This is a genomic window from Serratia nevei (assembly GCF_037948395.1).
In the GTDB taxonomy this organism is placed as follows: domain Bacteria; phylum Pseudomonadota; class Gammaproteobacteria; order Enterobacterales; family Enterobacteriaceae; genus Serratia; species Serratia nevei.
The window spans coordinates 3,738,403-3,761,726 of sequence record NZ_CP149940.1 but is presented as its reverse complement, the minus strand read 5'-3'; the positions used below and the strand labels follow the sequence as shown (position 1 = coordinate 3,761,726).

Sequence of the window (23,324 nt, the reverse complement as noted above, 5' to 3'; positions counted from 1 at the left end):
GGACGGTCCGGGCGCTAACGTCTATCGAGGAATCCCCTATGGCTGATAACAGTCCACAGCGCCGTTTCACGCGCATTGAACGCCTTCCCCCTTACGTATTCAACATCACCGCCGAACTGAAGATGGCCGCACGCCGTCGCGGCGAGGATATTATCGACTTCAGCATGGGTAACCCCGACGGCCCGACGCCGCCGCACATCGTGGAAAAACTGTGTGCCGTCGCCCAGCGCGACGACACCCACGGTTATTCCACCTCGCGCGGCATTCCGCGCCTGCGCCGCGCCATTTCGCGCTGGTATGCCGATCGTTATCAGGTGGATATCGATCCGGAAAGCGAAGCCATCGTCACCATCGGTTCGAAAGAGGGGCTGGCGCATCTGATGCTGGCGACCCTCGATCACGGCGATACCGTGCTGGTGCCGAACCCCAGCTACCCGATCCACATTTACGGCGCGGTGATCGCCGGCGCCCAGGTGCGTTCGGTGCCGCTGGTGGACGGCGTGGATTTCTTCGGTGAGCTGGAGCGCGCCATTCGGGAAACCATCCCGCGTCCGAAAATGATGATCCTCGGCTTCCCGTCCAACCCGACCGCACAGTGCGTGGAGCTGGATTTCTTCGAGCGAGTGGTGGCGTTGGCCAAGCAGTACAACGTGCTGGTGATCCACGATCTGGCCTATGCCGATATCGTCTATGACGGCTGGAAAGCGCCGTCGATCATGCAGGTGCCGGGGGCGAAAGACATTGCGGTGGAGTTCTTCACCCTGTCGAAAAGCTACAACATGGCCGGCTGGCGCATCGGTTTCATGGTCGGTAACCCTGAACTGGTCAGCGCGCTGGCGCGCATCAAGAGTTATCACGATTACGGCACCTTTACGCCGCTGCAGGTGGCGGCCATCGCCGCGCTGGAAGGCGATCAGCAGTGCGTGCGCGATATCGCCGAGCAGTATCGGCAGCGCCGCAACGTGTTGGTGAAGGGGCTGCACGAGGCCGGCTGGATGGTGGAAAATCCGAAGGCGTCGATGTACGTGTGGGCGAAAATTCCCGAGCCTTATGCCCACCTCGGTTCGCTGGAGTTCGCCAAACGCCTGCTGGCAGAGGCCAAGGTCTGCGTCTCGCCGGGCATCGGCTTCGGCGACTACGGCGATACCCACGTGCGCTTCGCGCTGATCGAGAATCAGGACCGTATCCGCCAGGCGGTGCGCGGTATCAAGGCGATGTTCCGCGCGGACGGGTTGCTGAAGCCGGGCAAGGCGGGCAGCGCTAAATAATCCTGTCAGGCCGGGCGCTCGCCCGGCCTTATTTTTCCGTCCCAAGGTTTTCTTCATTATTTCCCCATTATGCTCGACTACGCTGGGTTTTATTTTTGGACAGAGTGTATGAGCAACCGCTACGCGCGATCGCAAATCGTTTTACATTGGCTGACTTTGCTGATGGTGATCCTCACCTATGCGGCGATGTTGCTGAAAGATTCGGTGCCGGAGGCGTGGGCGCCGATGGTCAAAAATCTGCACTTTAATTTTGGGGCTTCGGTCTTTGCCCTGATGCTGATTCGGTTGGCGGTGCGCGCTTTCCACGCGCCGCCGCCGACCACGCCACCGCTGGAGGAGTGGCAGGAGGTAGGCGCCAAGATCTTCCATTGGCTGCTGTATGTGGTTTTCCTGATGTTGCCGCTGCTGGGCATGTTAACCCTGGCCTACGGCGGGAAATCGTGGTCTTTGCTGGGCTGGCCGGTGCCGCAGTGGGTGATGCCGGATCCGGTGATGCGCAAGCTGGTCAAAACGGTTCATGAGACGCTGGCAAACATCGGCTACTTTATCACTGGCGCACATGCGCTGGCGGCGCTGTATCATCACTACCTGCGCAAAGACGACACCCTGCGCCGCATGATGCCGGGCAAATGATCGCAAGCCGAAACGACAAAGGGACGCTTGCGCGTCCCTTTGGCTGTGTTCCTGGTCTGGCTGCTGTCAGGCAACCATCAACATGAAGGTGCCAACCCAGGCAACCAGCATGAATGACACGCCCATCAAAAAATATTTCACTGAACAACTCCTGTCTGGAGTCCTCGCCAGCAATGATCCCGATTGTTGTGCTGAGTATTTTATGGGCAACCTGCCTGTCGGGTGGGTTCTTCCAAGCGAAAGAATAACGGCCCCACGTACGGGTTGTCCGGTTGTCGCGCCTCATGCTCCGTGAGGTAAAATCCGAACCGCGACAGGATCGGCGCTAATGTACTCTCAATACTGGTCTGATTTCAATACTGTGTTTTTGATCACAATTTTCGGCTGTTTTTTGCACAGCGTGGACTGTTTTATAACGCTTTTTATGGGCAAGCGACAGGAAGTAGCCTGCCGCTGCGAGTTTTAAAATCGGGGTATTGCAATGCGGTGGCAGGCGTTCAAGCGACGGCGTTGATGCCGGTCACCAAAATGGCCCAAAAAACGAGACAAGACAGCAGAATAACGGCCCAAATATGACGGCGACTCCACTCCATTTTTAGCCTTCGTTGTTGCGACAAGTGATTAGGTAACGATCATATCGGCGCACAATGGGGAAAATTTAGCCCCATCGGATAATATTTCGCTTACCTGCCGCTAACTTATTGGCAAACTTCGCTTATTGTCACGCGCACTTCGTAGCCCAGCAGATACAGCGCCTGCTCCAACGCCTCAACCTTCGAGGCGTAGCCGAGATCCAGCAACCGCTCCATTTGCCCGCTGTTGAATCCCAGCTTGCGTGCCAGCTCCGCTTTGCCGGTGTTTTTGCGCAGCATGGCGTTGTGCAGTTCGATCTTCAGCGCCACCAGCACCGACAGGTGTACCCTCAAGCCATCGGTTTGCAGCGGGGAAGGAGCAGGCAGGGGCAGCCCTTCGTCCATCGCGGCGGCGATGGCGGCCAGCAGGCTTTCCTGTGCTTCCAGCTCGACGTCTTCGCGTTTATAGCAGGCCGATTGCCACTCGGGGAAGTCGTGGAAACCGATCTGCCAGGCGTCGCTGTCGCTATCGAAGGTGTAATGGGCGGGGTAGTGGCTGTACATGGCAATCCCTGATTGAAACCTGAATGAGGCGCTATTGTGACGGCATGCCCGGGAGATAGCCAGCATGAACGTAGCCGTGGGGGAATTTAAATTGAAAGCAATAATTATTAGCAGGCAAATTTAATTTTCTTGTTAGCAATATTCTTATTATTTTTTCCGTGAATAAAGATTATTTAATTAGTCGCTTGGATTAATATCCCCATTAATGATTGATAATGAGAATTGAAATCAAATATCACGTCGGTTTTTATACAATTTCACACGAAGGGATGAAGATAAGAATATTGATCATGATAAAAATGTATATTTATGATTTTTATGGTTTTAATTTTTATTATTTCACTTTTTAACAATTGTGAAATTCCATTTTCATTCAGATATCACCTGGCTGCGGTATTCATCTGCAGATTTATAAAATACTCTTTTTAGGCAAAGGCGCATTCGATTCTGTTTAAGCGTGCGCCAGACAGAAATATTCATTACTCCATGCTTATTACCCGACGGCCTTAGCCGATTTTTCGGGTGCCTGCTCGCATTTCCACTTTGCCAGGACAGCAGCTCACGGATTAAAGGAATACCTCGTGCCTAAAGTTAACTCGCGTTCATTACGCTTTACCGAACGCCACGCCACCAAATATGCGGCGTCATTGCTGTTTATCGGTTTATCCCTGCCGGCCGCCGCGCTGGCGGATGAACGCTATGACGCGCTGATCCGTCAGGCCAGGTCGGGTGATACCGCGCCGGTGCTGGCGTATTTATCGCAGCGGCGCGCTCAGGAGGGGTTGAGCCTGCAGCAGCGAGCCGATTATATCCAGGTGGCCGGCTGGGCCGGCCACGATGAAGAGGTGGTCGCGCTTTGGCGTGCCGACGGCGCTGCGCTGCAGCGGGATAGCGCCAGTCTGGCGACGGCGGCCCGCGCCTATCGCAACCTGAAGCAGTGGCAACCGTCGCTGCGCCTGTGGCGTGCGGCGTTGCAGCTCGCTCCCGCCGACGGCGGTTTGCAGCGCGGCTATGTGATGACGCTGGCGGATGCCGGGCAGGATGTGCAGGCGCAAACGGAAGCGGCAAGAGCGGAGAAGCTGCTGGAGCCGGCGACGTGGTATCTGACGCGCGCCTATGTGGACCAGGCCGCCGGCCGCAGCTGGGCGGCGCTGGAAAACGCCACCCATGCCCGTGCGCTGGCGCCGTCCGACACCGGAATTCAGGCTTATTACGTGACGCTGCTGGCGGCAAATCGGGTTGCGGATCCGGCGCTGCGTGAAAGCCAGGGGCTGGCATTGCCGCCCGCGCAGCAGCGCCGCCTGCAGGCGGATGAGGCCGCCGAACTGGTGCGGCTGTCGTTTATCGATGCTCGCGGCGAACAGGAACGTTTCGTCATCGCCGACCGCGCGCTGGCGCGCTATGATCAACTGCTGACGCAGTGGCGGCCGCTGCCGGAGGCACAGGACAGCTACCAACAGGCGCGTATCGATCGCCTGGGTGCGCTGCTGGCGCGTTATCGAATGGCCGACGTGGTGAGCGAGTATCAAACCCTGCAGGCGGAAGGGCGCACGGTGCCGGATTATGCCCAGCGCTGGGCGGCGTCCGCCTACCTCTATCTGCAGCAGCCGGACAAGGCGCAGGCCATTTTCGGCCGCCTGAACGCCGCCGCACCGCAGGCGGTGACCGCCGAAGACGAAACCGATCTGTTTTACGCGCAGGCGGAGAACGAACGCATCGATCAGGCGGCGTTGCTGGCGCAGCGCGTCAGCCAGCGCTATCCCTACGCGACCCGCCTGTACCAGCTGCCGACGCTGGCCTACAACGATGACTGGCTGGTCGGCCAATCGCTGCTGGCGCAGTCGCGGGTTTATCAACGCGATCTGGCCGAGGCCGAACGGCAGCTGACCCATCTGGCGCGCACGGCGCCGGGCAATCAGGGTCTGCGCATCTCCTTGGCCAGCGTTTATTTGGCGCGTGGCTGGCCGCGTCGCGCCGAGGATGAGCTCAAGCAGGTGGAAGGGCTGGAGCCGCGCAGCCTGCCGTTGGAGATCCAGCAGGGCTATGTCGCGCAGGAGTTGCAGGAGTGGCGCCAGCTGGATTTGCTGGCCGACGATGTCATTCAGCGCGCGCCGGAAAGCGTCGCCGCTCGGCAGCTTGAACGTTCGCGACGCATTCACCACATGTCTGAACTGCGCATCAGCGGCAATCAGGGCATCGATTCCGACGGGCCGGTCAGCGGCAGCCACGATTTTGGCATTCACGCCGCGCTCTATTCACCGCCGATCGACGACAACTGGCGGCTGTTCACCGGCTGGGGATTCAACACCGGCCAGTTCGACGAGGGCAAGGGCATCAACCGCGATCTCAGCGCCGGCGCCGAGTGGCGCTCGCGCGATCTGTGGCTGGAGGCCGAGGTGGCCAACCGCAACTACGGCCACGGCAATGAGCTCGGCCTGCGCCTCTCATCCTGGTATGACCTGAATGATCAATGGCGCCTCGGCGGTTCGGTGGCGCGCCTGTCGGCCGAGACGCCGCTGCGTGCGTTGACCAACGGCATCAGCGCCAACGGCGGCAACCTGTGGCTGCGTTGGCAGCAGAACGAAAGCCGCGAGCTGCGCGCCAGCGTGGCGCCTTCGCACTTCTCGGACGGCAACAACCGGCTGGAATACGGCCTGGAAGGGCGGCAACGGCTGCTCGCCGGCGCCCGCTATCGGCTGGACATGAACCTGACGCTGTCCGGCAGCCGCAACAGCCAGGAGAACGTGCCGTATTACAACCCGAAGCGCGACTTCACGCTGCTGCCGTCGTTAACGCTCGATCACACCCTGTATCGCCATTATCAGACCGAGTGGAGCCAGCAGTTCCAGGTCGGTGCCGGCAGCTATTGGCAGCGGGACTATGCGCGCAAGCCGATCACCCAGCTGGGTTACGGCCAGCGCATCAGCTGGAACGGGGTGTTGGACGCCGGCGCGATGCTGCAGTTTGAGAAGCATCCGTACGACGGCAAACGCGAGCGGAACATCGGCGTGACGTTTGATCTGAATTATCGTTTTTAAAGGAATAATCATGCTTATTCGATCCTCGCTTTTCGTGTTGGCCGCGTTGCTGACCACCGCCTGCAGCCAGGCGGACGTGCCACGCTTCACGCCGCCGGCGGAGCGCCCCGTGGGGCCGATGGAACGCCCTTGGCCGGCCAACCGTTACGCGGTGCTGGCGTATCACGACGTGGAAGACGGCGCGGCGGACCAGCGCTACATGTCGGTGCGCACCAGCGCGCTCAACGAACAGTTCGCCTGGCTGAAGCAAAACGGCTACCAACCGGTGTCGGTCGAGCAGATCCTGCAGGCGCAAAACGGCGGCCCGGCGTTGCCGAACAAGGCGGTACTGCTGACCTTCGACGACGGCTACCGCAGCTTCTACAGCCGGGTCTTCCCGCTGCTGAAGGCCTACAACTGGCCGGCGGTGCTGGCGCCGGTCGGCGTCTGGCTGGATGCGCCGGCCGGCAAGCCGGTCGATTTCGGCGGCCTGATGACGCCGCGCGATCGCTTCCTCACCTGGCAGCAGGTGCGGGAGGTGTCGGACTCCGGGCTGGTGGAGATCGGCGCGCACACCTACGCGTCGCATTACGGCGGCATCGCCAACCCGCAGGGCAATACCGAACCGGCGGTCGCCAATCGGCTGTACGACGCCAAACAGGGCCGCTACGAAAGCGAGGCGGAATATCGCCAACGCATCGAGAAGGACGTGGCGTTGATCACCCAGCGCATCACCGCCGCCACCGGTAAGGCGCCGCGCGTGTGGGTCTGGCCGTACGGCGCGGCCGGCGGCGTGGCGCTGGACATCGCGCGCAAGCACGGTTACCGCATGGCGCTGACGCTGGAGAATGGGCTGGGAGACGTAAACGCGCCTGAAAACGTGCCGCGCATGCTGGTGGCCGGTAACCCGTCGCTGACGAGCTTCGCCCAGCAGCTGACGCAGATACAGAACCGGCAGATCATGCGGGTGGCGCACGTCGATCTCGACTACCTCTACGATCCCGATCCGCAGCAGCAGGCCAAAAACCTCGACAAGCTGATCCAGCGCATCTATGACCTGCGCATCAATACCGTTTTCCTGCAGGCGTTCGCCGATCCAAAAGGCGACGGCAACGTGCGCGAGCTCTATTTCCCCAACCGCTGGCTGCCGATGAAGGCCGACCTGTTCAACCGGGTCTCCTGGCAGCTCTCTTCGCGCACCGGCGTGGCCGTGTATGCCTGGATGCCGGTGCTGGCGTTCGAACTGGGCTCTGACGTGCCGCGCGTACAGCGCCTCGATCCGCAAAGTGGGCAGCTGTCGGTAGACGACAAGCAGTACCGCCGCCTGTCGCCGTTCAGCCCGGTGGCGCGCCAGCGCATCAGTGAGATCTACGAGGATCTGGCGGCCCACGCCACCTTCAAAGGGATCCTGTTCCACGACGATGCCCTGCTGTCGGACTTCGAGGACGCTGGCCCCGACGCCGTTGCGGCCTACCGCCAGGCCGGCTTCGCCGATTCGGTGGCGGCGATACGCCAGGATCCGCAGCAGATGGTGCGCTGGACGCGCTTCAAGAGCCGGGCGCTGATCGCGTTTACCCAGTCGCTGACCGAGCGGGTGCGGGCGATCCGCGGCCCGCAGGTGCAAACCGCGCGCAACATCTATGCGATGCCGGTGCTCGATCCCGCCAGCGAAGCCTGGTTCGGCCAGAATCTGGCGGATTTCCTGCAGGCCTACGACTGGGTGGCGCCGATGGCGATGCCGCTGATGGAAAACGTGTCGCGCGCCGACAGCGGCCGCTGGCTGGATCAACTGGTGGGCAAAGTGGCCGCTTACCCCGGCGCGCTCGATAAAACGGTGTTTGAGTTGCAGGCCGTCGACTGGCGCAAGGAGCGCCGGATCAGCCTGGATGACGGTCAACTGCTGGCCGAATGGATGCGTCGCCTGCAGCGCAATGGCGCTCAGAGCTTTGGTTATTACCCCGACAACTTCCTCGACGATCGGCCTAAGCTAGATGCCGTTCGCCCGGTGTTGTCCTCAGCCTGGTTCCCACTGCCATGACCGATCGTTTAATTGCCTTATTTATCCTGTGTCTGGTGTTGAGCGTGCCTTTCGGCATCGTCCTGCTGTTTACCGGCGAAGTGCTGCTCAACTTCGTGTTTTTCTGGCCGCTGTTCATGTCCGGTATCTGGATCGCCGGCGGCATCTATTTCTGGCTGCACCGCGAGCGCCACTGGCGCTGGAGCCCGGACATGCCCGCGCCGGTGCTGCCGGGCAACCCGTTGATCAGCGTGCTGATCCCCTGTTTCAACGAAGGGTTGAACGCGCGTGAAACCATTTCGGCGGCGATGGCGCAGCGCTATGAAAATATCGAAGTGATCGCCATCAACGACGGTTCCAGCGATGACACCGCTGAGGTGCTGGATCAGTTGACGCTGGAGTTCCCCCGCCTGCGGGTGATCCATCTGGCGCAAAATCAGGGCAAAGCGATCGCGCTGCAGGCGGGCGCGGCGGCGGCGCGCAGCGAGTTTCTGGTGTGCATCGACGGCGATGCGCTGCTGGATCGCGATGCGGCGGCCTATTTGGTGGCGCCGCTGTTGGCCAATCCGCACGTCGGCGCCGTGACCGGCAACCCGCGCATCCGCACGCGCTCCACGCTGATCGGCCGCATCCAGGTCGGTGAGTTTTCGTCGATCATCGGCCTTATCAAGCGCACGCAGCGCGTCTATGGCCGCCTGTTCACCATCTCCGGCGTGGTGGCCGCGTTTCGTAAGCAAGCGCTTACCGATGTCGGCTACTGGAGCCAGGACATGATCACCGAAGACATCGACATCAGCTGGAAGCTGCAGCTCAAGCACTGGGCTATCTTCTTCGAACCGCGGGCGCTGTGCTGGATCCTGATGCCGGAGACCCTGCGCGGGCTGTGGAAGCAGCGCCTGCGCTGGGCGCAGGGCGGCGCCGAGGTGTTTTTAAAGAATCTGCGCAACCTGTGGGCCTGGGAGCACCGGCATATGTGGCTGCTGTTCGCCGAGTATTGCCTCTCTACGTTGTGGGCGTTCACTTACCTGGTCAGCGTGCTGATTTTCCTGGTCGGGCTGGCGGTGCCGCTGCCGGAGGGCATTCGCATTCACTCGTTGCTGACGCCGGCGTTTACCGGCCTGGTGCTGGGCGTGGTGTGCCTGCTGCAGTTCACCGTCAGCCTGCTGCTGGAGAAGCGCTATGAGAAGGGCTTCGGCCGCTCGCTGTTCTGGATCATCTGGTATCCGCTGGTGTATTGGCTGCTCAGCCTGCTGACCACGCTGGTGGCGTTTTCCAAAGTGATGTTGAAAGCTCGGCGCGGGCGTGCGCGCTGGATCAGCCCCGATCGGGGCATTGGGAGGATCAAAGAATGACGGACGTCCTGATTTATTCCGAACGCGGCCTGCTGCCGCGCGTGGTAGACAGCCTGTTGACGCTTTTTGCCTGGTGCGGCTTCCTTTATCTGTTCAGCCGAGGCCTGATGTCGGTGATGGATCAGCACGGGGTGGGGTCCGCCCTGTCGCTGCTGGAGGTGATCTCGCTGTATATCATTGTGGCGTTGTTCAATGCCGTCACGTTGATCGCCTGGGCCAAATACAACCAGTATTTCTCCCGCCGCAGGGCGGCCGGCCGCTGGCGGAAACAGCAACCGAACACCCACATCGGCTATATCACGCCGGAGTTAACCCGGCAGCTGCGGCATTTGCCGATCGCCGTGGTGTCCCATAACAGCGGCGGCGGCATCAGCCAGGTCAGCGGCAGGCTGACGGCGGCCGAACCGGCAGCGAACAAGGTGGTGCAGCTGCGTTAGTCGTCAGCGTTGCCGTCCGGCTTGCGGCGCAGCCCGCCCGGCGGCAACAGCAGGGCGCAGATCATGACGGCCAGGCTGAACAGCGGCAGCCAGCGCGCCACCGGGCCGGGGGAGTAGTTGTTGAGCACCGAGCAAACATAGCACGCCACGGCCAGCGCCCAACCCGGCAGGCCGATATCGTTGAGCCGAAACGCGGTTTTGGCCATAAACCACGTCACCAGGCCGAAACAGAACAGCGCCCAGACCATAATGCACAGCAGGTACAGCAATACCGAGACGAATTCCTCGGTATCGCCGTGCGCATGGGCGCGAAAATGGTTTTTATCCAGGTAGGTCGACAGAAACGACAGCAACACGATGCCAACGGCGAAGATCGCCAGCGAGAAAACAAAGGGTTTGCGCGAGATGCGCCCACGGTAAAGATCTTTGGCGAGTTGTCCGAGAGATTCCATTACAGTCCATTGTTGTGATCATTGCGGCGATAGCCGGATGGCAAGCAGCCGGGCATTTTATCGGGGTAAAAGGGGGCGTCAAGGTGATAATTTTTCTCATTTAGTCGCGGTTGAGATTCCGCGCGGCCGCACCGGGCGTCCTTTCACCGTGCAAAACGTCACAATTTGGCACGTTTGGCTACCTGACGCGGTAATTGGCGACATAATCCAGTTTGTTCGCGCCGAACAATGCATTAACATAACTCCCACTTATCTCTTGCATGGTTATATGGATATCCGATGCGTCACCTGGTTGCGCTTTTACCGCTGATTACCTTGCTTGCTGCCTGTAGCAGCACGCCGAAACCCAGTCCCACCGCTACGCCGCAAGGCACCCCGGTAAAGGGTGGCTTTTTGCTGAGCCCGGCGCACAGCGGCGCGCCGCTGGGGGGTGATTTCGCCAATAACCCGAATACCGCGCGCTTTATCGATAAGATGGTGCAGGAACACGGCTTTGATCGGCAGCAGCTGCACGACGTGCTGGCGCAGGCACGGCGCCTGGATTCGGTTCTGCGGCTGATGGACAGGCAGGCGCCGACGCCGTCGACCCAGGGGCCAACCGGGCCGAATGGCTCCTGGCTGCGCTACCGCAACAAGTTCATCACGCCGGATAACGTGCAAAACGGCGTGGTGTTCTGGAATCAATATCAGGATGCGCTGCAGCGTGCCTGGCAGGTGTACGGCGTGCCGCCGGAGATCATCGTGGGGATTATCGGCGTGGAGACCCGCTGGGGCCGCGTAATGGGTAAAACCCGCATTATCGATGCGCTGGCGACGCTGGCCTTCGACTACCCGCGCCGCGCCGATTACTTTGCCGGTGAGCTGGAAACCTTCCTGCTGATGTCGCGCACCGAAGGCGACGATCCGCTCGAGCTGCGCGGCTCCTTCGCCGGCGCGATGGGCTATGGGCAGTTCATGCCTTCTTCCTTCAAGAGCTATGCGGTCGACTTCAACGGCGATGGCCATATCAACCTGTGGGATCCGGTCGATGCCATCGGCAGCGTGGCCAATTACTTCAAGGCGCACGGCTGGTCCAAAGGCGAGCCGGTCGCGATTCAGGCCAACGGCCAGGCGCCGGGGTTGGAAAACGGCTTCAAGACCCGCTACTCGGTCACCGCGCTGGCGGAAGCCGGCCTGAGCCCGCAGGGATCGCTCGGGGATAACCAGGAAGCCAGCCTGTTGCGGCTGGACGTCGGCACCGGCTACCAGTATTGGTACGGCCTGCCGAACTTCTACACCATCACCCGTTATAACCACAGCACCCATTACGCCATGGCGGTATGGCAGCTGGGCGAAGCGGTAGGGCGCTCGGCGCGCGGCGGCTTCTGACGCTGCGCCCATAAACGAAAAAGGCCGCTTGCGCGGCCTTTTTTACGTTCTGAACAATCAGAAATCGTAGCGCAGACGCACCACGGTCATATCGCCGAGGTTGTCGGTGCTCGATGTCAGCACGTGCTCTACGTCAACGCGGAAGCCGTAGTCAAACTGCACGGTAACCCCGAGGCCGTTGTCGATGCGCTGGTAGTTGCGCCCGGTGACGTATTCCAGGCGATCGCCCATAAAGTACGGCATCACCGATTTCACCGCGTACTGGCCAACCGGCACGGTATAACCGGCCAGGTATTCGATACCCCACGCATCGCCGGCGAAGTAATTGTTGACGTCGGCTTTCTTGGTGGTCAGGAAGTCGTGGTAGTAACCGCCGCCGAAGGTGAGGGTCCAGTTGTCCGGTTTCCAGCTGAGGGCGGTGCCGACGATGTTCTGATCGTAGCTCTTGCTGCCGCTGGTGGACGGGTTGCGCATTTCGGCGCGGGTGTAGTTCCAGGCGGTGCCCCAGGTCAGATCCTGCGTGATGTGGTAATCCACGCCCAGTGAGCCGCCGCCTTTGCGCTTATAGCGCAGGCCGTTGCCCGGCAGGTAGTCGCTGTCGCTGAACAGGTACGACGCATAAACGTCCGCATCGCCGAAGCGGTTCTTGTACTTCAGCATCTTGCGTGAACGGTAAGAGCCGTCGTAGTCGCCGTTGATGCCGTTGCCCGGCGCCTGGGCCAACATGTCGTAGTCCCAGATATCGGTCTTGGCGCCAACCACATCATAGTAAACGCTGTTCTGCTGGCCGAAGGTCATCTGGCCCCAGGTGTTGCTTTTCAGGCCGGTGTACAGCATGCGGCGGCTGGTGTTTCTCGCGCCGTCGGCATAGTGATGATCCCAGTCGAACAGCGCCGGAATGTTTACGCCCAGCTCGTAGTAGCTGATCCAGCTGATATCGTCGAACAGGTAGTAGTCCGCCGCGAAACGGAAGCGGGTGCCGCCGTCAAAGCCGTTACGCTTGTAGGAACCTTTGTCGCCGTCGCCCGTCATGTTGTTGAACTGCGGACGGATGCTGCCGCCAACGGTGAAGTTCAGGCGGCTGAGCGGATCACCGGCCTGTGGATCCTGCTTCAGCAGGGTGATTTCCGCCTGAGCGGCGAACGACGCGCTGCCGATCGCCAGACCCAGCGCCACCGCTTGAGTCAATACGCGCAATTTCATTGCCATGTGTTATCCCTGTTTTATGTATGACCGCCCCCATCAGCGCCGCCATGCCGATGTTTTGCGCAGAACGCTGCGTTTTTGCGCATTTTGACGGTTTTTTTTGGTGTTTTAGCGGCGGGCGGCATTTGTAACATAAACAGGGACATAAATAATTACTTTTCTTGCTAATTATTGGCCGGTTTTTGACCATTCCGTGCGGTGCAAAGGGCCGCTGTTCATGTTTCTCGATTCGGATGAATTCATTTAACGCCAAGGTTTATATTTTTCATTTGTCATTCACCGGCGCCAGCCTGTAATTTCATCCGTGCAAGAGGTAATTAATTTGAGCCTTTTACCGGTGTATTAACGTCAGCCTTTGTCTGCGTAATCGGCCGGCATGAATAAGCGATTGGGAGGTCGCCATGAGAAACCTGTTAATGTTGTTAGTGGGGCTGTTTTCACTGCCGGCGATGGCGGCGGAGTCGCACGTTTGTCATTCTCAAGCGTATGATTATACATAGGTTAGTAAGCTTAGGCTGTCGGATGACACCCTGTTCACCTGCCGCGGCGTGGGGCGCCTGACGATCCCTGAATTAGCGCGTAAAGGATGGAGGGTGATTCATCTGGCGCAGCAAACGGAATATACCGACTCTGTCGATAGCGATGGTGAGGTTATTAAGCTTTATCAGGAAATCGTGGTTTATAAAGAATAACGCGACGGTTGCCCGTTATTATTCTCACGGTGGCGAGAACCCTATTATGAATGCGAGAATCGGAATCGACGGCAGGGCTGCCGCCGCGATGGTGATGCTATGCGCCATCTGGGGAATGCAACAGGTGGCAATCAAGGCCGCCGAGCCGGATGTGTCGGCGGTGCTGCAAATCGCCATTCGCTCGGGTCTCGCCGCGTTGGCGGTTTACCTGCTGGCGCGCGGCCGCGGCGAGCGTTTCACCTGGGATCGCGCCACGCTGTGCGCCGGTTTGAGCGTGGGGGCATTGTTCGCGCTGGAGTTCTTTTTTGTCTCCGCAGGGCTGCGTTACACCAGCGCCTCGCATATGGCGGTGTTTTTGTACACCGCGCCGCTGTTTTCCGCCCTTGGCCTGCATTTTCTCCTTCCTCAGGAGCGCCTGTCGCCGGTGCAGTGGCTGGGCATGCTCATCGCCTTTGGCGGCGTGGTGCTGGCCATATCGGGCATGGCTGAGGGAAGCGGCGGAGCCGAACGGCTGAAAGGCGATCTCTACGGCCTGCTGGCGGGGATCGCCTGGGGAGCCTCTACCCTGGTGATCCGCACCACGCGCCTGGCGGAGTGCCCGGCTAAACAGACGCTGCTGTGCCAGCTGACGGGCGCCTGTGTGCTGCTGTCGTTGCCGGCGCTGGCGACGGGAAACCTGCATTTCACCCTGAGCCCGGTGGCCTGGTACAGCCTGCTGTTCCAGACCGTGGTGGTGTCGTTTTTCAGCTACCTGATCTGGTTTTCGCTGCTGCGTCGCTATCAGGCCTCCTCACTGGGCATTCTCACCTTTATGACGCCGGTATTCGGTATCCTGGCGGGGGGCGTTATTCTCGGCGAGCCGTTGCAAATTGAGTTTGTATTGGGGGCCATGCTGATCGTGCTGGGATTAATCGTGGTGAGTTGTTCTTATCTTATTTATTTTGACCGAAGAGTGGCACCCAAAATATAAATTATGGATGTTGATGTACAGAACTACCAAATAAGCTGCGAAAGCCAATTCATTATCCAGCTGCAAATATCCCGCTATGCCTGGGGCGTGCCGCTGATCACGCTCAGCGATAACGGTGATTTTACCGTGATAAGAAACCGAGGCTGGTCGAGGTTAGCTAATGGGATGCAATTGGAGGTTTATTATTTCGCCAATAATTCCCTGCTTACCTGGGATAAAAACCGCAAATATATCTCTTATTCAAAGGCCGGCCGGCTCTACGCCTGCGCGCTGCATTTTTCTTATTCCCCCAAAATAGAGCGCTAACCCTCAGGCCATCAGACCAGAGGGGCGATTTTCATGATCCACTGCTTAAACGCGAGGATTTTCGGCCACTGCCGCTCGGAGATGGTCGAGGTGAAATAGCAGTGCTCGCAGGGCACGGTCATGTCGGTGAACGGAATGATCAGCTCGCCGCTTTTGATCCAATCCTGCACCAGATTGAGCCGCCCCATGGCGACGCCAAGGTGCCGCGTGGCGGCCAGCACCGCGAGATCGGAGCGGTCGAACTCCATGCTCTTGCTGTCGGTATCCAGCCCCAGCGCAAAGTGTTGCGACCAGGTTTGCCACTCGTCTTCGCCGGAGTTGTAGCGATCGTGCAGCAGCGTGCAGTGGGCCAGGTTTTCCGGCGCATCGTACAGGCTATGTGCGGCGGCATACTGCGGCGTGCAGATCGGCACCATCGATTCCTGCATAAAAGCCTCGTCCAGATGCCGCCCCGAGGGCAGTTTGCCGAAGTACATCGCCAAGTCCACGCCGCGGTTGGCCAGGTTGATGATCTCCTGCCCGGTCAGAATGTTGAGGTGAATGGTGGGGTGCTGGGCGATAAAGTCGCCGATGCGCGGCAGCAACAGGCATTGCACCAGAGAGGGGTGCGAATAGAGGGTCAACGTCCCCGTCAGCTCGCGATTTTTGATGTCCAGAATTTCCTGATTCAGCGTGTTGAAGGAGCTGTCCAGCGCCCATTGCATGCGCTCGCCCTCCGGGGTCAGGGTAATTCTGCGATGAAAGCGCTGGAATAGCAGGAAGCCCAACTCCTTTTCGAGCAGATTAATGCGGTGGCTTACGGCGCTGGGGGTGATCGACAATTCTTGCGCCGCCAGCGCAAAAGATAAATGACGGGCGACGCATTCGAAAGTATGCAACCGGGAAAATTGATAGCTGGTCAGCGGGGTGGCCCGCTGTGAATGTTTTTTACTGGGGAACATGCTATTTCTCCGTGCACGTAATGCGCTAATATTAACACTTAATGGCATGAGTGATAAACCCAAGTTGATTAATATGTTCAGTTTATATATCAGGACCCTGTTTACTGATTACCGTCATAGATTTTAAGGATTAAGATGATGAGATAACATGAACCGGTAAATGACTTGTCTGCTGGCAGACTGAAATTAGAAATTGACGAGGTCTGACATAAACCTGTTAAAGATAAATGTGACGTAGAAGGAGAAACGGTGAAAAATAAGGCCGTTATTTCTTACGCACGTATCGGTCAAGCAGAGCTGTAGGTATGATGAAAAACTGGCTCGTCCAGTGACGTTCACTGACAGACGAAGGGAAAGCCAGTAGCAAGCCGAAGGGAGGCCATTGTGCAGTTGATTTATTTTATGTCGGAATCGTTGGCGCCGGAGAAATTCGCCCGCATCCTTAATCCCGCCGATGCGCGTTATGAGCTGGAGCGACATTACCTGTTCGGCGGTTCGTCCATGTCGTCGATATCGAGCAGGCACACTATCACGCGCAATACGCAGTCCGGTATTGGCGTATCGAGTTACCGGGAAGATAGCGGCATGAAGCGCGGCGTGTTTGACGAACTAAAACGCGGCAGTTTGCTTGCCGTCGATGCAAGTATCGGTGCCTGGAGCCCCGTCAAATATCCGTTTTTCATCAATGCGCAAGGGCGCCTGCAGCGTTATCCCGGGACTGTATTACCGCCGCAGTACCCAGTCGAACGTATAATTCAACGTTATGAAGAGATGATCAGCCGATACGCCGCCAGGCCTAAACCAACTTCCTTGCCCCCGAGACAAAACACCGCTAAAAATCCCCCGCTGATGCAGGCGGTGGCCGCCGCCGTTGGCTCAAGCCTTACCGTCATCAAAGAGGTCGTTCGCCCAATGAGCAAACAGGAGCGTTGGCAGGCGAGAAAATATCTGATTGGTCGGGGGGAGCGAAGTATCTATCCGGATGCGCGGATTGCGGCGCAACGCCTGGCGCAAAATAACGTCGCGGTGGAAAAGGCCAAGCTGGCGCAGAATGTCTATAACACGACCAATCCGTTGGCGGCTACGCCAGGCGTGCCGGAAGGATGGCGGGATGTGAGTAATGACGGCGGTTTTTTGGATGGTTTAGGGGTTCGCCGGGAAATGCTTTATGACAATGAGATATCACCGGGTTTTTTGGCAAGGGTTTATGCTCCGGATAAAGCCGTGTTTGGCGATGATATGAATCCGACAGTTGTTTTTCGCGGGTCAAGGATGCCTGAACTTCCTAATGGTAAACTGAATGCGGCGAAGAAGATATTTATCGATCGTGAACTGCCAGAGATAAAGAACCTGGAAGACTGGACGAATAACTTCAACCAAGGCAGAGGTGCTGAATCTGCATACTATCAAAGAGCTGTAGATATTGGCTCTTTATTAAAGGGCCGGGTAGATATCTCCGGGCATTCGCTAGGCGGTGGGCTGGCATCGGCGGCATCAATGACCAGCGGTAAATCTGGGTGGACATTTAATGCCGCGGGATTGAATTCGGGTACCGTGGAAAAGTATGGGGGTTCCTTGGTGGGCAGTGAGGATATTATCAACGCCTACCGGGTGAAGGGCGAAATTTTGACGAGGTTGCAGGAAGTCGATCTCAGGCAAGACTTTATCGACGTTAATGGCAACCTTGCATTATTGGCCGCGAAGGAAAAAATATCGTCACATTTGCCGGATGCCGTTGGTGTTAAACACACGCTTGATGGCGGTGTGGGCAATATGGGTGACCGACATGGCATCCAACAAGTGATAGACTGCATCGAACAGGAAAAAGACGATGATATCGCCACAATCGGTCACAGGATATAGAAGCTCGATGAGACAAGTTTTTAACGTGTTCGCAGCGCTGTTCATCGCGATTGGATTGGTGTTTACAACCGGATGTAAGGAGAAAGGAATGGACTTGCCGCCAGAAGGTTACTTTACAGGTCAACAGCTTGTGTTGGCTAAGGCTATCCGCGATGGGAATATCGGCAACATCAAACGGCTGGCGAAAGAGACGGATCTGAACAGCCCCGGTGAACACGATATGACATTATTGTTTTATGCCCTGGCGACGTCGACTCATGACAATGCCACGCCGGAACGGCTGCAGATTGCGACCGAGTTGGTAAAGGCCGGAGCCGATCCACTGCAACCTCGCCCCAATGGCGGTGCCAGTCCTGCTGAATGGATGGCAAAATTAGACAACGGTATTTGGTTAAAGGCATTGCTTGATGGGGGATTGTCTCCTAATGCAAGAGGCAAACTTGATGATCTACCAATAATATTTCAGACAATTAAATCCAGTAATACAGAGACAATGGCGACACTGATAAAATATGGTGCGGACATTAACATTCAGGATAGGTTAAAGAGAACACCATTAGTGGAGTGTGCTTATTTGGGGCGAATTGACCATATGAATCTTCTGCTTAAACATGGTGCAAATCCGTTTATTGAAGATAGATTTGGTGAAAACTTTGTTGATTTACTCGATGATAAAATCAAGAAAACGGAGGGTAATGATTCATTGCATACTCGATACCTTGAATTAAAGAAACTGCTGAGAGTTCAATAACAAATCGGGCCTGCATCGCCGAAAAGAACCGCGCCCGGTGGTGACCCTCCGGGCGCGGCATTCAGGGAAAAACGGTGTGCTGGTCGGCGCGCATCAACGGCGGCGCAGCAGCAGGCCGGCCAACAGGCCAGCGCCGGCAATGAGGGCTAATGCAGCGAGGGGGTTTTTCTTCATCATGCTGCCGGCGCAGCTCAGGGCGTCGCCGTATTTTTCTTGCAGCGCGCCCGCTGCATAGCGCGTGGCGCCTTCGGCCTGCAAACGTTCGTTTCTGGTGACGTCGCCCGCCATTTCCTGCGCTTTGCCCGCCACTTTTTCCATCATGCCATTGGCCTTTTCGCTGTTCATTATGATGCGCTCCTAAGGTTCGATCCGTTTGGCTTCCGCACAGGGCGAAAGCCTGCATTTGCACCTCCATGTTATGCACTTCACGTTGTGCCTATAAGGGGCGTTTGCATCGGTACGGATAGTGCATTTGCAGGCTACTTGCCGTTCCTGGTGGCCGACCCGCCGGTAAACAGACCGCGCTCCCTGGCCCAGACGATGGCTTCGCTGCGGCTATGCACGCCCAGTTTGGAATAGACCGTCGCGACATGATTGCGAATGGTGTTGAGCGCCAGATTGAGGCGCGCTGCGATTTTCTTGTCCGGCAGCCCCTCGCAAATCAATTCCAGCACATCGCGCTCGCGCGGCGTGAGATCGCTGGCGTTAAATCCGGTCTGATCGGGCCGGTTGAGGCTTTTCACGTTGGCCAGTTTTTCAATCAAGGTTTGGCTGAACCAGGAAGCGTCCTGCATCACTTCCTCGATGGCGCTCACCAGCTCCAGCTCCGAGCGTTTGCGTTCGGTAATGTCCATGAGCACCAGCAGGTAGCAGGGCGCATTGTGAATGCTGACGGCATCCGCCGAGGCCACGCAGTCGATCGACTCGCTCCCTTTCTTGCGTACCCGGATGTCCAGCCCTTCGACGTTACCGCTTTTTTCCAGCGCGGCAAACAAACGGCGGTTCGCCTCGGGATCGTCAATAAATTGGATCTCATCGACCGTTTTGCCGATCAAGGCTTCGGCGTCGTACTCGGTGGTGCGGGTGAAGGCTTCGTTGACGTCCAGCACGCGCCGCTCGTGCGCCGTACACAACAACGTCGGCACCGGGCTCAGGCGAAATGCCTTGGCGAACCGCTCTTCACTTTCCCGCAGCGCCGATTCCGCCTGACGCCGGGGTTCGAGATCGGTAAAAGTGAACAGCATGCAGTCGTCTTCATTGATGTCCAGCGGTTGGCCGGCAACCACCACCAGCTTGCTTCCGCCACCGGGCAGTTTCAGCTCGGCCTCCATTTGCGGAATGGTTGCGCCTTCCCCCAGGCGCTGAATCGCCAGCTCTTTGTGCTCAGCCTGTTCCAACACGTCGAGTTCATAGACCGAACGCCCCATGACCTGTTCACGCTGGTAACCGGTCATATCGAGGAACCCCTGATTGACCTTGACGTAACGCAGGTCGCTTAGCCGACAAATGACCGCCGGCGCCGGATTGGCGTTGAAGGTTTTTTCAAAGCGCTGTTCGGCGCTGGCCCACTCCGTCGCGTCGCTTAGGATCAGCGCCAGCAGCTCCGGCTGCCCCTGCGCATCGGTGATAATCAGGCTCCGCAGGCGGTGCACCCAGAAGCTGTCCGGATCGTCGACCTGCCGAACTTCCACTACCACATCGGTGAAGGTCTCGCCATCGGCAACCCGGTTTAGCGGGTACTGTTCCAGCGCCAGCGGGTGGTTGTTGCGATAACGCAGGGCAAACCGCGCCGCGTACTCGTCGGCATTGGCCCCCAGGGCTTTCTGGTGGCTCACGCCATGCATGGCCAACGCGGCTTCGTTGGCCCAAAGCAGCGTTTGATCGGTATCCGTCAGGATCACGCCGTCGGACAAGCCGGAGATGATTTGCTGCAGGTGGCCGCGGTGGGTTTCGCTGGCCAGGACGGATGGGTTCATGTGCTCTCCGCTAGACAGAAGGGGGAGCGGCCTCTGACGGGGGCCGCGGGTTACGCTACTCGCTGAGCAGCTTAGTGCATAACGTGCGTATTCGCAGGGTGTGAATGCACTAGTCATTCTGGCGCAAATGAACCGGGACGGCCGACGGCGCCGCGCGGCAGACTGGATTTGTCTGCGCGGTTATCCGCCGTGCGTGCAATCACTTGTCCAGAAAATATAAGGAACAACGATGACCACTGTCTATGAATCAAATCGCTTTGCGTTTCAGGTGTCATGGGGCTCGATATTGGCCGGGAGTGCCGTGGCGCTGGTGACTTATCTGATCTTCAGCGTGCTGGGTACGGCTGTCGGTGCCCAGGCCGTGGATATGATGCAAAAGGGCAACCCGCTGAGCGGCTTTGGCACCGGCACCGGGATCTGGCTGCTGGTTTCAACGCTGGCCTCGCTGGCCGCAGGCGCGTTCGTCGCCGGCCGCACCGCACCGAATCGCGGCGGCTTGCATGGCCTGCTGAGCTGGGCGATCACCACCTTGCTGACCACCTGGCTGGTGGTTTCATTGGCGAGTGGCGTGGTGGGGCTGGCGGGTAGCGCGGTGGGCAAAGGGCTTTCGCTGGCGGGCAGCGGCCTGGCTGCGGCAGCGCCAAACGTGGGCGAAGGCCTCAAGCAACAGCTGGATAAAAAAGGCATCAGCCTTGACTGGGGAAGCCTGGAAAACCAGTTGAACGCCACGCTCAAGCAGACCGGCAAGCCGGAACTGGATCCGGCTCGGTTGGAACAGAAGGCCGATAGGGCGACCGCCGACGGCAAGCAATCGGCCATGGACGCGGCGGCCGATCCGGCGCGGGCCGCCTCCGAGCTCAAGCAGTGGTTCGACCGCGTCAAGCAGTCCGGTGAGCCGACGTTGAGCGCGGCCGATAAGGATGCGTTGGTGAATATCGTTGCGGCGCGCACCGGCAAGAGCCGTGATGAAGCGAGCCAAATCGTCGATAACTACGCTCAGGCTTACCAGCAGGCGGTGCAGAAAGTGGAGAAACTCAAGGCTGAGGCCGAGCAGAAAGCGCGTGAAGCGGCCGATGAAGCGGCTAAACAGCTGTCGCGCGCCGCATGGGGGTCGCTGTTGGTGCTGCTGTTGGGCGCCGCGCTGAGCGCCGGCGTGGGGCGGATTGCCGAATCAACTCGCCGCACCCTCGCGGTAAGTTGAGATGAAAAAAAACCTGTCGTGCATTTCGCTGAATTATCGAAAAGTAGCCGGGGCCTCTGCGCCCGTGCTCGTCATCGATTTTTGCAACGAGAACAACGAGCGCTATACCCTGCGCTACAACCTGCCGCCGGATACCCCGGAACGCACCGAGCGGCGGGTGTCTTTGCTGCTGTATCTGTTGCGTAAGCACAGGTCCGCAGAGATCGACAACCTGGCTGATTGAGCAGCCCGTGAATGAAAAGCCCGGCTTTGCGAGCCGGGCTTTTTGCTGCGCTTGGTCAATAAAGCGTGGCACAAGCAGACGCGGCACTGTTACGAGGGAAGGGGAGGCGGTTCAGCGGGGGACCAGTGGCGATCCCATTGACATGGAGGGAAAATAGGGCATCGAACAGGGTGTGTTGAAACGTCGATTCTTCACCGTGCGGGAGAAGATAAAAAAGAAACTCGCAATGACGATCTGCGATTATCGGGCCCGAGGTTAAGATCTTGCGCTTATCCGCCGCATCTTCCTTCGCCACCGTTCATACTTTTTCGTATTCGGCTCAATAGTTTTATCAACCGGCCAAACAATAAAACACGATTTAATTTGTGATGATGAAATTCCTATTCGGCCATGCCCGTGGAGCGTAAAAAAACACTTTAAGATAAAACAATTAACATAAAGTGTGATTCACCCTGGCGGGGCAAATGCATCTTTAATGGATGCACTTTGCGTGGCGCATTTTTTATTCACGGATTTTTCGCAAGCGTATTTATATAACATGATCATTTTCAGTTATTTATATGATGACTTTTCCTATGCCGTAAAAATTGCATTGACAGGGTGATTTTTTTTAGGATTAATCTTAATGACTTGATTTGAGAGGTTAACGATTTTAATAAAAAGGACACAATCTTTATAAAGGCAGGGAGCGCTCATGGATTATAGAAAGGATATTCTTGTACAGGTCTTGGAGTATATGGAGAAAAATATTATAGAGGGGCTTTCCGTTGAGAAGGTTTCCATTATCTCGGGTTACTCTAAATGGCATTTACAGCGGTTATTTAAACATTATTTTGGCATTACGTTAGGGACTTATATCAGGAATAGAAAGCTGAGCCGGTCCGCTGTCCTGCTCAAACAGCATCAAGGTAACATATTGGATGTTGCCCTGGCATCCGGGTTTGCTTCTCAGCAATGCTACACGCGGGCATTCAAACGTTTCTTTGGCGAAACGCCCAACAGCTTTAGGAACAGCCGGGGATGGGATTTCTCCACCCAGATTCCACCGTATGGCAGCGACAATAAACCCTATTTTTATCATACGGTCATGCCGGATGACATCGACATGTTGAAGCAGTACAAGGCATTGATTTTCCACTCCGTCAGGAAGTACAGAGATGCCAGTGACATTACCCAGACGAATGATAAATGGCTAAGTAAAAATGGGAGGGCTTATAGCGTAGAAAAAAGAAAAGGGGGGCGGCCGCATGCCAACGGCAAGGAGCAAGAGGTTTTTCATTCCATATTTAACTTCTATATACCCATGGGGAAATATATTGTCATTCCCTTTATCGGGGAGCTACCTGAGTATATTGCCTTTTTTGAGGGTATCTATGACGCCCATCTTCCGGCTATTAATGTCAAAATGAGGGAGAGCTTTTTCATCGAATTATACAGGCACGAGCATTTAAACAGTAAGATCATCAATGTCGATATACTTATTCCTGTGGCGTAGTGTTGAGGAAAGGAGGCATC

General features: G+C 57.6%; 21 protein-coding genes and 1 pseudogene. 15 read left to right on the top strand and 7 right to left on the bottom strand.

Annotated features, from left to right (window positions below; all coding sequences use genetic code 11):
- The first annotated feature begins 38 nt into the window (after nucleotides 1-38).
- Together alaC and V8N38_RS18095 are read left to right on the top strand one after the other, a co-directional pair.
- Nucleotides 39-1,268, top strand: a complete 1,230-nt coding sequence (alaC, locus tag V8N38_RS18100) for an alanine transaminase (protein ID WP_016926818.1) — start codon at nucleotides 39-41, stop codon at nucleotides 1,266-1,268.
- Nucleotides 1,269-1,376: 108 nt separating this feature from the next.
- Complete coding sequence (locus V8N38_RS18095; RefSeq protein ID WP_149506020.1) at nucleotides 1,377-1,901, top strand: cytochrome b; 525 nt, start codon at nucleotides 1,377-1,379, stop codon at nucleotides 1,899-1,901.
- Between the two features lie 66 nt (nucleotides 1,902-1,967).
- Here V8N38_RS18095 and ypdK read toward each other — a convergent pair whose 3' ends face one another.
- Both ypdK and V8N38_RS18085 read right to left on the bottom strand, forming a co-directional pair.
- Nucleotides 1,968-2,042 carry a membrane protein YpdK gene (gene ypdK / locus V8N38_RS18090; RefSeq protein WP_099782600.1) on the bottom strand — a complete coding sequence of 25 codons (75 nt, stop codon included), beginning with the start codon at nucleotides 2,040-2,042 and terminating at the stop codon, nucleotides 1,968-1,970.
- A 557-nt stretch (nucleotides 2,043-2,599) separates the two neighbouring features.
- Nucleotides 2,600-3,037 carry a hypothetical protein gene (locus tag V8N38_RS18085; protein ID WP_147840057.1) on the bottom strand — a complete coding sequence of 146 codons (438 nt, stop codon included), beginning with the start codon at nucleotides 3,035-3,037 and terminating at the stop codon, nucleotides 2,600-2,602.
- 581 nt (nucleotides 3,038-3,618) lie between these two features.
- On the opposite strand from V8N38_RS18085, the gene pgaA reads away from it, so the two are divergent.
- Genes pgaA through pgaD form a run of 4 tightly spaced genes read left to right on the top strand, consistent with a single transcriptional unit; the run spans nucleotide 3,619 to nucleotide 9,860 of the window.
- Nucleotides 3,619-6,075: a poly-beta-1,6 N-acetyl-D-glucosamine export porin PgaA gene (gene pgaA / locus V8N38_RS18080; protein WP_147840058.1), complete on the top strand. Its 2,457-nt coding sequence runs from the start codon at nucleotides 3,619-3,621 to the stop codon at nucleotides 6,073-6,075.
- 10 nt (nucleotides 6,076-6,085) lie between these two features.
- Nucleotides 6,086-8,092: a poly-beta-1,6-N-acetyl-D-glucosamine N-deacetylase PgaB gene (pgaB, locus tag V8N38_RS18075; RefSeq protein WP_102984312.1), complete on the top strand. Its 2,007-nt coding sequence runs from the start codon at nucleotides 6,086-6,088 to the stop codon at nucleotides 8,090-8,092.
- The gene (gene pgaC, locus V8N38_RS18070; protein ID WP_087763436.1) at nucleotides 8,089-9,423 is read left to right on the top strand and encodes a poly-beta-1,6-N-acetyl-D-glucosamine synthase; all 1,335 of its coding nucleotides are present in this window, start codon (nucleotides 8,089-8,091) and stop codon (nucleotides 9,421-9,423) included. Before pgaB ends, pgaC begins: the two co-directional genes overlap by 4 nt.
- Entirely contained in the window at nucleotides 9,420-9,860 is a 441-nt protein-coding gene (pgaD, locus tag V8N38_RS18065; RefSeq protein WP_060419934.1) for a poly-beta-1,6-N-acetyl-D-glucosamine biosynthesis protein PgaD, read from the top strand. Before pgaC ends, pgaD begins: the two co-directional genes overlap by 4 nt.
- Here the strand turns inward: pgaD and V8N38_RS18060 are convergent.
- On the bottom strand, nucleotides 9,857-10,312 hold the full coding sequence (locus V8N38_RS18060; protein WP_038876550.1) for a DUF805 domain-containing protein: 456 nt from the start codon (nucleotides 10,310-10,312) through the stop codon (nucleotides 9,857-9,859). The two genes, pgaD and V8N38_RS18060, sit on opposite strands and share 4 nt — an antisense overlap.
- Before the next feature lie 279 nt (nucleotides 10,313-10,591).
- Here V8N38_RS18060 and mltB point away from each other — a divergent pair, with 279 nt between their 5' ends.
- Complete coding sequence (mltB, locus tag V8N38_RS18055) at nucleotides 10,592-11,680, top strand: lytic murein transglycosylase B (RefSeq protein WP_038876549.1); 1,089 nt, start codon at nucleotides 10,592-10,594, stop codon at nucleotides 11,678-11,680.
- A gap of 57 nt (nucleotides 11,681-11,737) precedes the next feature.
- On the opposite strand, the gene V8N38_RS18050 is transcribed toward mltB, so the two are convergent.
- Nucleotides 11,738-12,889, bottom strand: coding sequence for a porin (locus tag V8N38_RS18050; protein WP_038876548.1), 1,152 nt, complete (start codon nucleotides 12,887-12,889; stop codon nucleotides 11,738-11,740).
- Between the two features lie 398 nt (nucleotides 12,890-13,287).
- On the opposite strand from V8N38_RS18050, the pseudogene V8N38_RS18045 reads away from it, so the two are divergent.
- The 3 genes and pseudogenes from V8N38_RS18045 to V8N38_RS18035 all read left to right on the top strand — a co-directional run bounded on the left by V8N38_RS18045 (nucleotide 13,288) and on the right by V8N38_RS18035 (nucleotide 14,854).
- A pseudogene (locus V8N38_RS18045) lies at nucleotides 13,288-13,578 on the top strand (hypothetical protein).
- 46 nt (nucleotides 13,579-13,624) lie between these two features.
- Nucleotides 13,625-14,548: a DMT family transporter gene (locus V8N38_RS18040; RefSeq protein ID WP_087763434.1), complete on the top strand. Its 924-nt coding sequence runs from the start codon at nucleotides 13,625-13,627 to the stop codon at nucleotides 14,546-14,548.
- 3 nt (nucleotides 14,549-14,551) lie between these two features.
- Entirely contained in the window at nucleotides 14,552-14,854 is a 303-nt protein-coding gene (locus V8N38_RS18035; RefSeq protein ID WP_087763433.1) for a hypothetical protein, read from the top strand.
- A gap of 11 nt (nucleotides 14,855-14,865) precedes the next feature.
- Here the strand turns inward: V8N38_RS18035 and dsdC are convergent, their stop codons facing one another.
- On the bottom strand, nucleotides 14,866-15,795 hold the full coding sequence (dsdC, locus tag V8N38_RS18030; protein ID WP_033648097.1) for a DNA-binding transcriptional regulator DsdC: 930 nt from the start codon (nucleotides 15,793-15,795) through the stop codon (nucleotides 14,866-14,868).
- A gap of 384 nt (nucleotides 15,796-16,179) precedes the next feature.
- Between dsdC and V8N38_RS18025 the strand changes: the two genes are divergently transcribed.
- Both V8N38_RS18025 and V8N38_RS18020 read left to right on the top strand, forming a co-directional pair.
- Nucleotides 16,180-17,658 (top strand): phospholipase, encoded by a 1,479-nt coding sequence (locus V8N38_RS18025; protein ID WP_080480342.1) that lies wholly within the window; start codon nucleotides 16,180-16,182, stop codon nucleotides 17,656-17,658.
- A 7-nt stretch (nucleotides 17,659-17,665) separates the two neighbouring features.
- A complete protein-coding gene (locus V8N38_RS18020) occupies nucleotides 17,666-18,409 on the top strand; it encodes an ankyrin repeat domain-containing protein (protein ID WP_060419947.1) in 744 nt (247 codons plus the stop codon).
- Between the two features lie 93 nt (nucleotides 18,410-18,502).
- Here V8N38_RS18020 and V8N38_RS18015 read toward each other — a convergent pair whose 3' ends face one another.
- Together V8N38_RS18015 and V8N38_RS18010 are read right to left on the bottom strand one after the other, a co-directional pair.
- Nucleotides 18,503-18,754: a CsbD family protein gene (locus V8N38_RS18015; protein WP_070915262.1), complete on the bottom strand. Its 252-nt coding sequence runs from the start codon at nucleotides 18,752-18,754 to the stop codon at nucleotides 18,503-18,505.
- A gap of 134 nt (nucleotides 18,755-18,888) precedes the next feature.
- Nucleotides 18,889-20,385, bottom strand: a complete 1,497-nt coding sequence (locus V8N38_RS18010; RefSeq protein WP_147840059.1) for a helix-turn-helix transcriptional regulator — start codon at nucleotides 20,383-20,385, stop codon at nucleotides 18,889-18,891.
- Nucleotides 20,386-20,614: 229 nt separating this feature from the next.
- Here V8N38_RS18010 and V8N38_RS18005 point away from each other — a divergent pair, with 229 nt between their 5' ends.
- The 3 genes from V8N38_RS18005 to V8N38_RS17995 all read left to right on the top strand — a co-directional run bounded on the left by V8N38_RS18005 (nucleotide 20,615) and on the right by V8N38_RS17995 (nucleotide 23,304).
- Nucleotides 20,615-21,586 (top strand): YrzE family protein, encoded by a 972-nt coding sequence (locus tag V8N38_RS18005; protein WP_038876539.1) that lies wholly within the window; start codon nucleotides 20,615-20,617, stop codon nucleotides 21,584-21,586.
- Nucleotide 21,587: 1 nt separating this feature from the next.
- A complete protein-coding gene (locus tag V8N38_RS18000; RefSeq protein ID WP_004936288.1) occupies nucleotides 21,588-21,809 on the top strand; it encodes a hypothetical protein in 222 nt (73 codons plus the stop codon).
- A 694-nt stretch (nucleotides 21,810-22,503) separates the two neighbouring features.
- Complete coding sequence (locus V8N38_RS17995) at nucleotides 22,504-23,304, top strand: helix-turn-helix domain-containing protein (protein WP_060419953.1); 801 nt, start codon at nucleotides 22,504-22,506, stop codon at nucleotides 23,302-23,304.
- Nucleotides 23,305-23,324: the final 20 nt, after the last annotated feature.

What these genes read in the sequence shown, in the direction of transcription:
- alaC (WP_016926818.1), top strand. Translation starts at nt 39, where the DNA reads ATGGCTGATAACAGTCCACAGCGCCGTTTCACGCGCATTGAACGCCTT.
- V8N38_RS18095 (WP_149506020.1), top strand. Translation starts at nt 1,377, where the DNA reads ATGAGCAACCGCTACGCGCGATCGCAAATCGTTTTACATTGGCTGACT.
- V8N38_RS18085 (WP_147840057.1), bottom strand. Translation starts at nt 3,037, where the DNA reads ATGTACAGCCACTACCCCGCCCATTACACCTTCGATAGCGACAGCGAC.
- pgaB (WP_102984312.1), top strand. Translation starts at nt 6,086, where the DNA reads ATGCTTATTCGATCCTCGCTTTTCGTGTTGGCCGCGTTGCTGACCACC.
- pgaC (WP_087763436.1), top strand. Translation starts at nt 8,089, where the DNA reads ATGACCGATCGTTTAATTGCCTTATTTATCCTGTGTCTGGTGTTGAGC.
- pgaD (WP_060419934.1), top strand. Translation starts at nt 9,420, where the DNA reads ATGACGGACGTCCTGATTTATTCCGAACGCGGCCTGCTGCCGCGCGTG.
- V8N38_RS18060 (WP_038876550.1), bottom strand. Translation starts at nt 10,312, where the DNA reads ATGGAATCTCTCGGACAACTCGCCAAAGATCTTTACCGTGGGCGCATC.
- mltB (WP_038876549.1), top strand. Translation starts at nt 10,592, where the DNA reads ATGCGTCACCTGGTTGCGCTTTTACCGCTGATTACCTTGCTTGCTGCC.
- V8N38_RS18050 (WP_038876548.1), bottom strand. Translation starts at nt 12,889, where the DNA reads ATGGCAATGAAATTGCGCGTATTGACTCAAGCGGTGGCGCTGGGTCTG.
- V8N38_RS18040 (WP_087763434.1), top strand. Translation starts at nt 13,625, where the DNA reads ATGAATGCGAGAATCGGAATCGACGGCAGGGCTGCCGCCGCGATGGTG.
- V8N38_RS18035 (WP_087763433.1), top strand. Translation starts at nt 14,552, where the DNA reads ATGGATGTTGATGTACAGAACTACCAAATAAGCTGCGAAAGCCAATTC.
- dsdC (WP_033648097.1), bottom strand. Translation starts at nt 15,795, where the DNA reads ATGTTCCCCAGTAAAAAACATTCACAGCGGGCCACCCCGCTGACCAGC.
- V8N38_RS18020 (WP_060419947.1), top strand. Translation starts at nt 17,666, where the DNA reads ATGAGACAAGTTTTTAACGTGTTCGCAGCGCTGTTCATCGCGATTGGA.
- V8N38_RS18015 (WP_070915262.1), bottom strand. Translation starts at nt 18,754, where the DNA reads ATGAACAGCGAAAAGGCCAATGGCATGATGGAAAAAGTGGCGGGCAAA.
- V8N38_RS18010 (WP_147840059.1), bottom strand. Translation starts at nt 20,385, where the DNA reads ATGAACCCATCCGTCCTGGCCAGCGAAACCCACCGCGGCCACCTGCAG.
- V8N38_RS18005 (WP_038876539.1), top strand. Translation starts at nt 20,615, where the DNA reads ATGACCACTGTCTATGAATCAAATCGCTTTGCGTTTCAGGTGTCATGG.
- V8N38_RS18000 (WP_004936288.1), top strand. Translation starts at nt 21,588, where the DNA reads ATGAAAAAAAACCTGTCGTGCATTTCGCTGAATTATCGAAAAGTAGCC.
- V8N38_RS17995 (WP_060419953.1), top strand. Translation starts at nt 22,504, where the DNA reads ATGGATTATAGAAAGGATATTCTTGTACAGGTCTTGGAGTATATGGAG.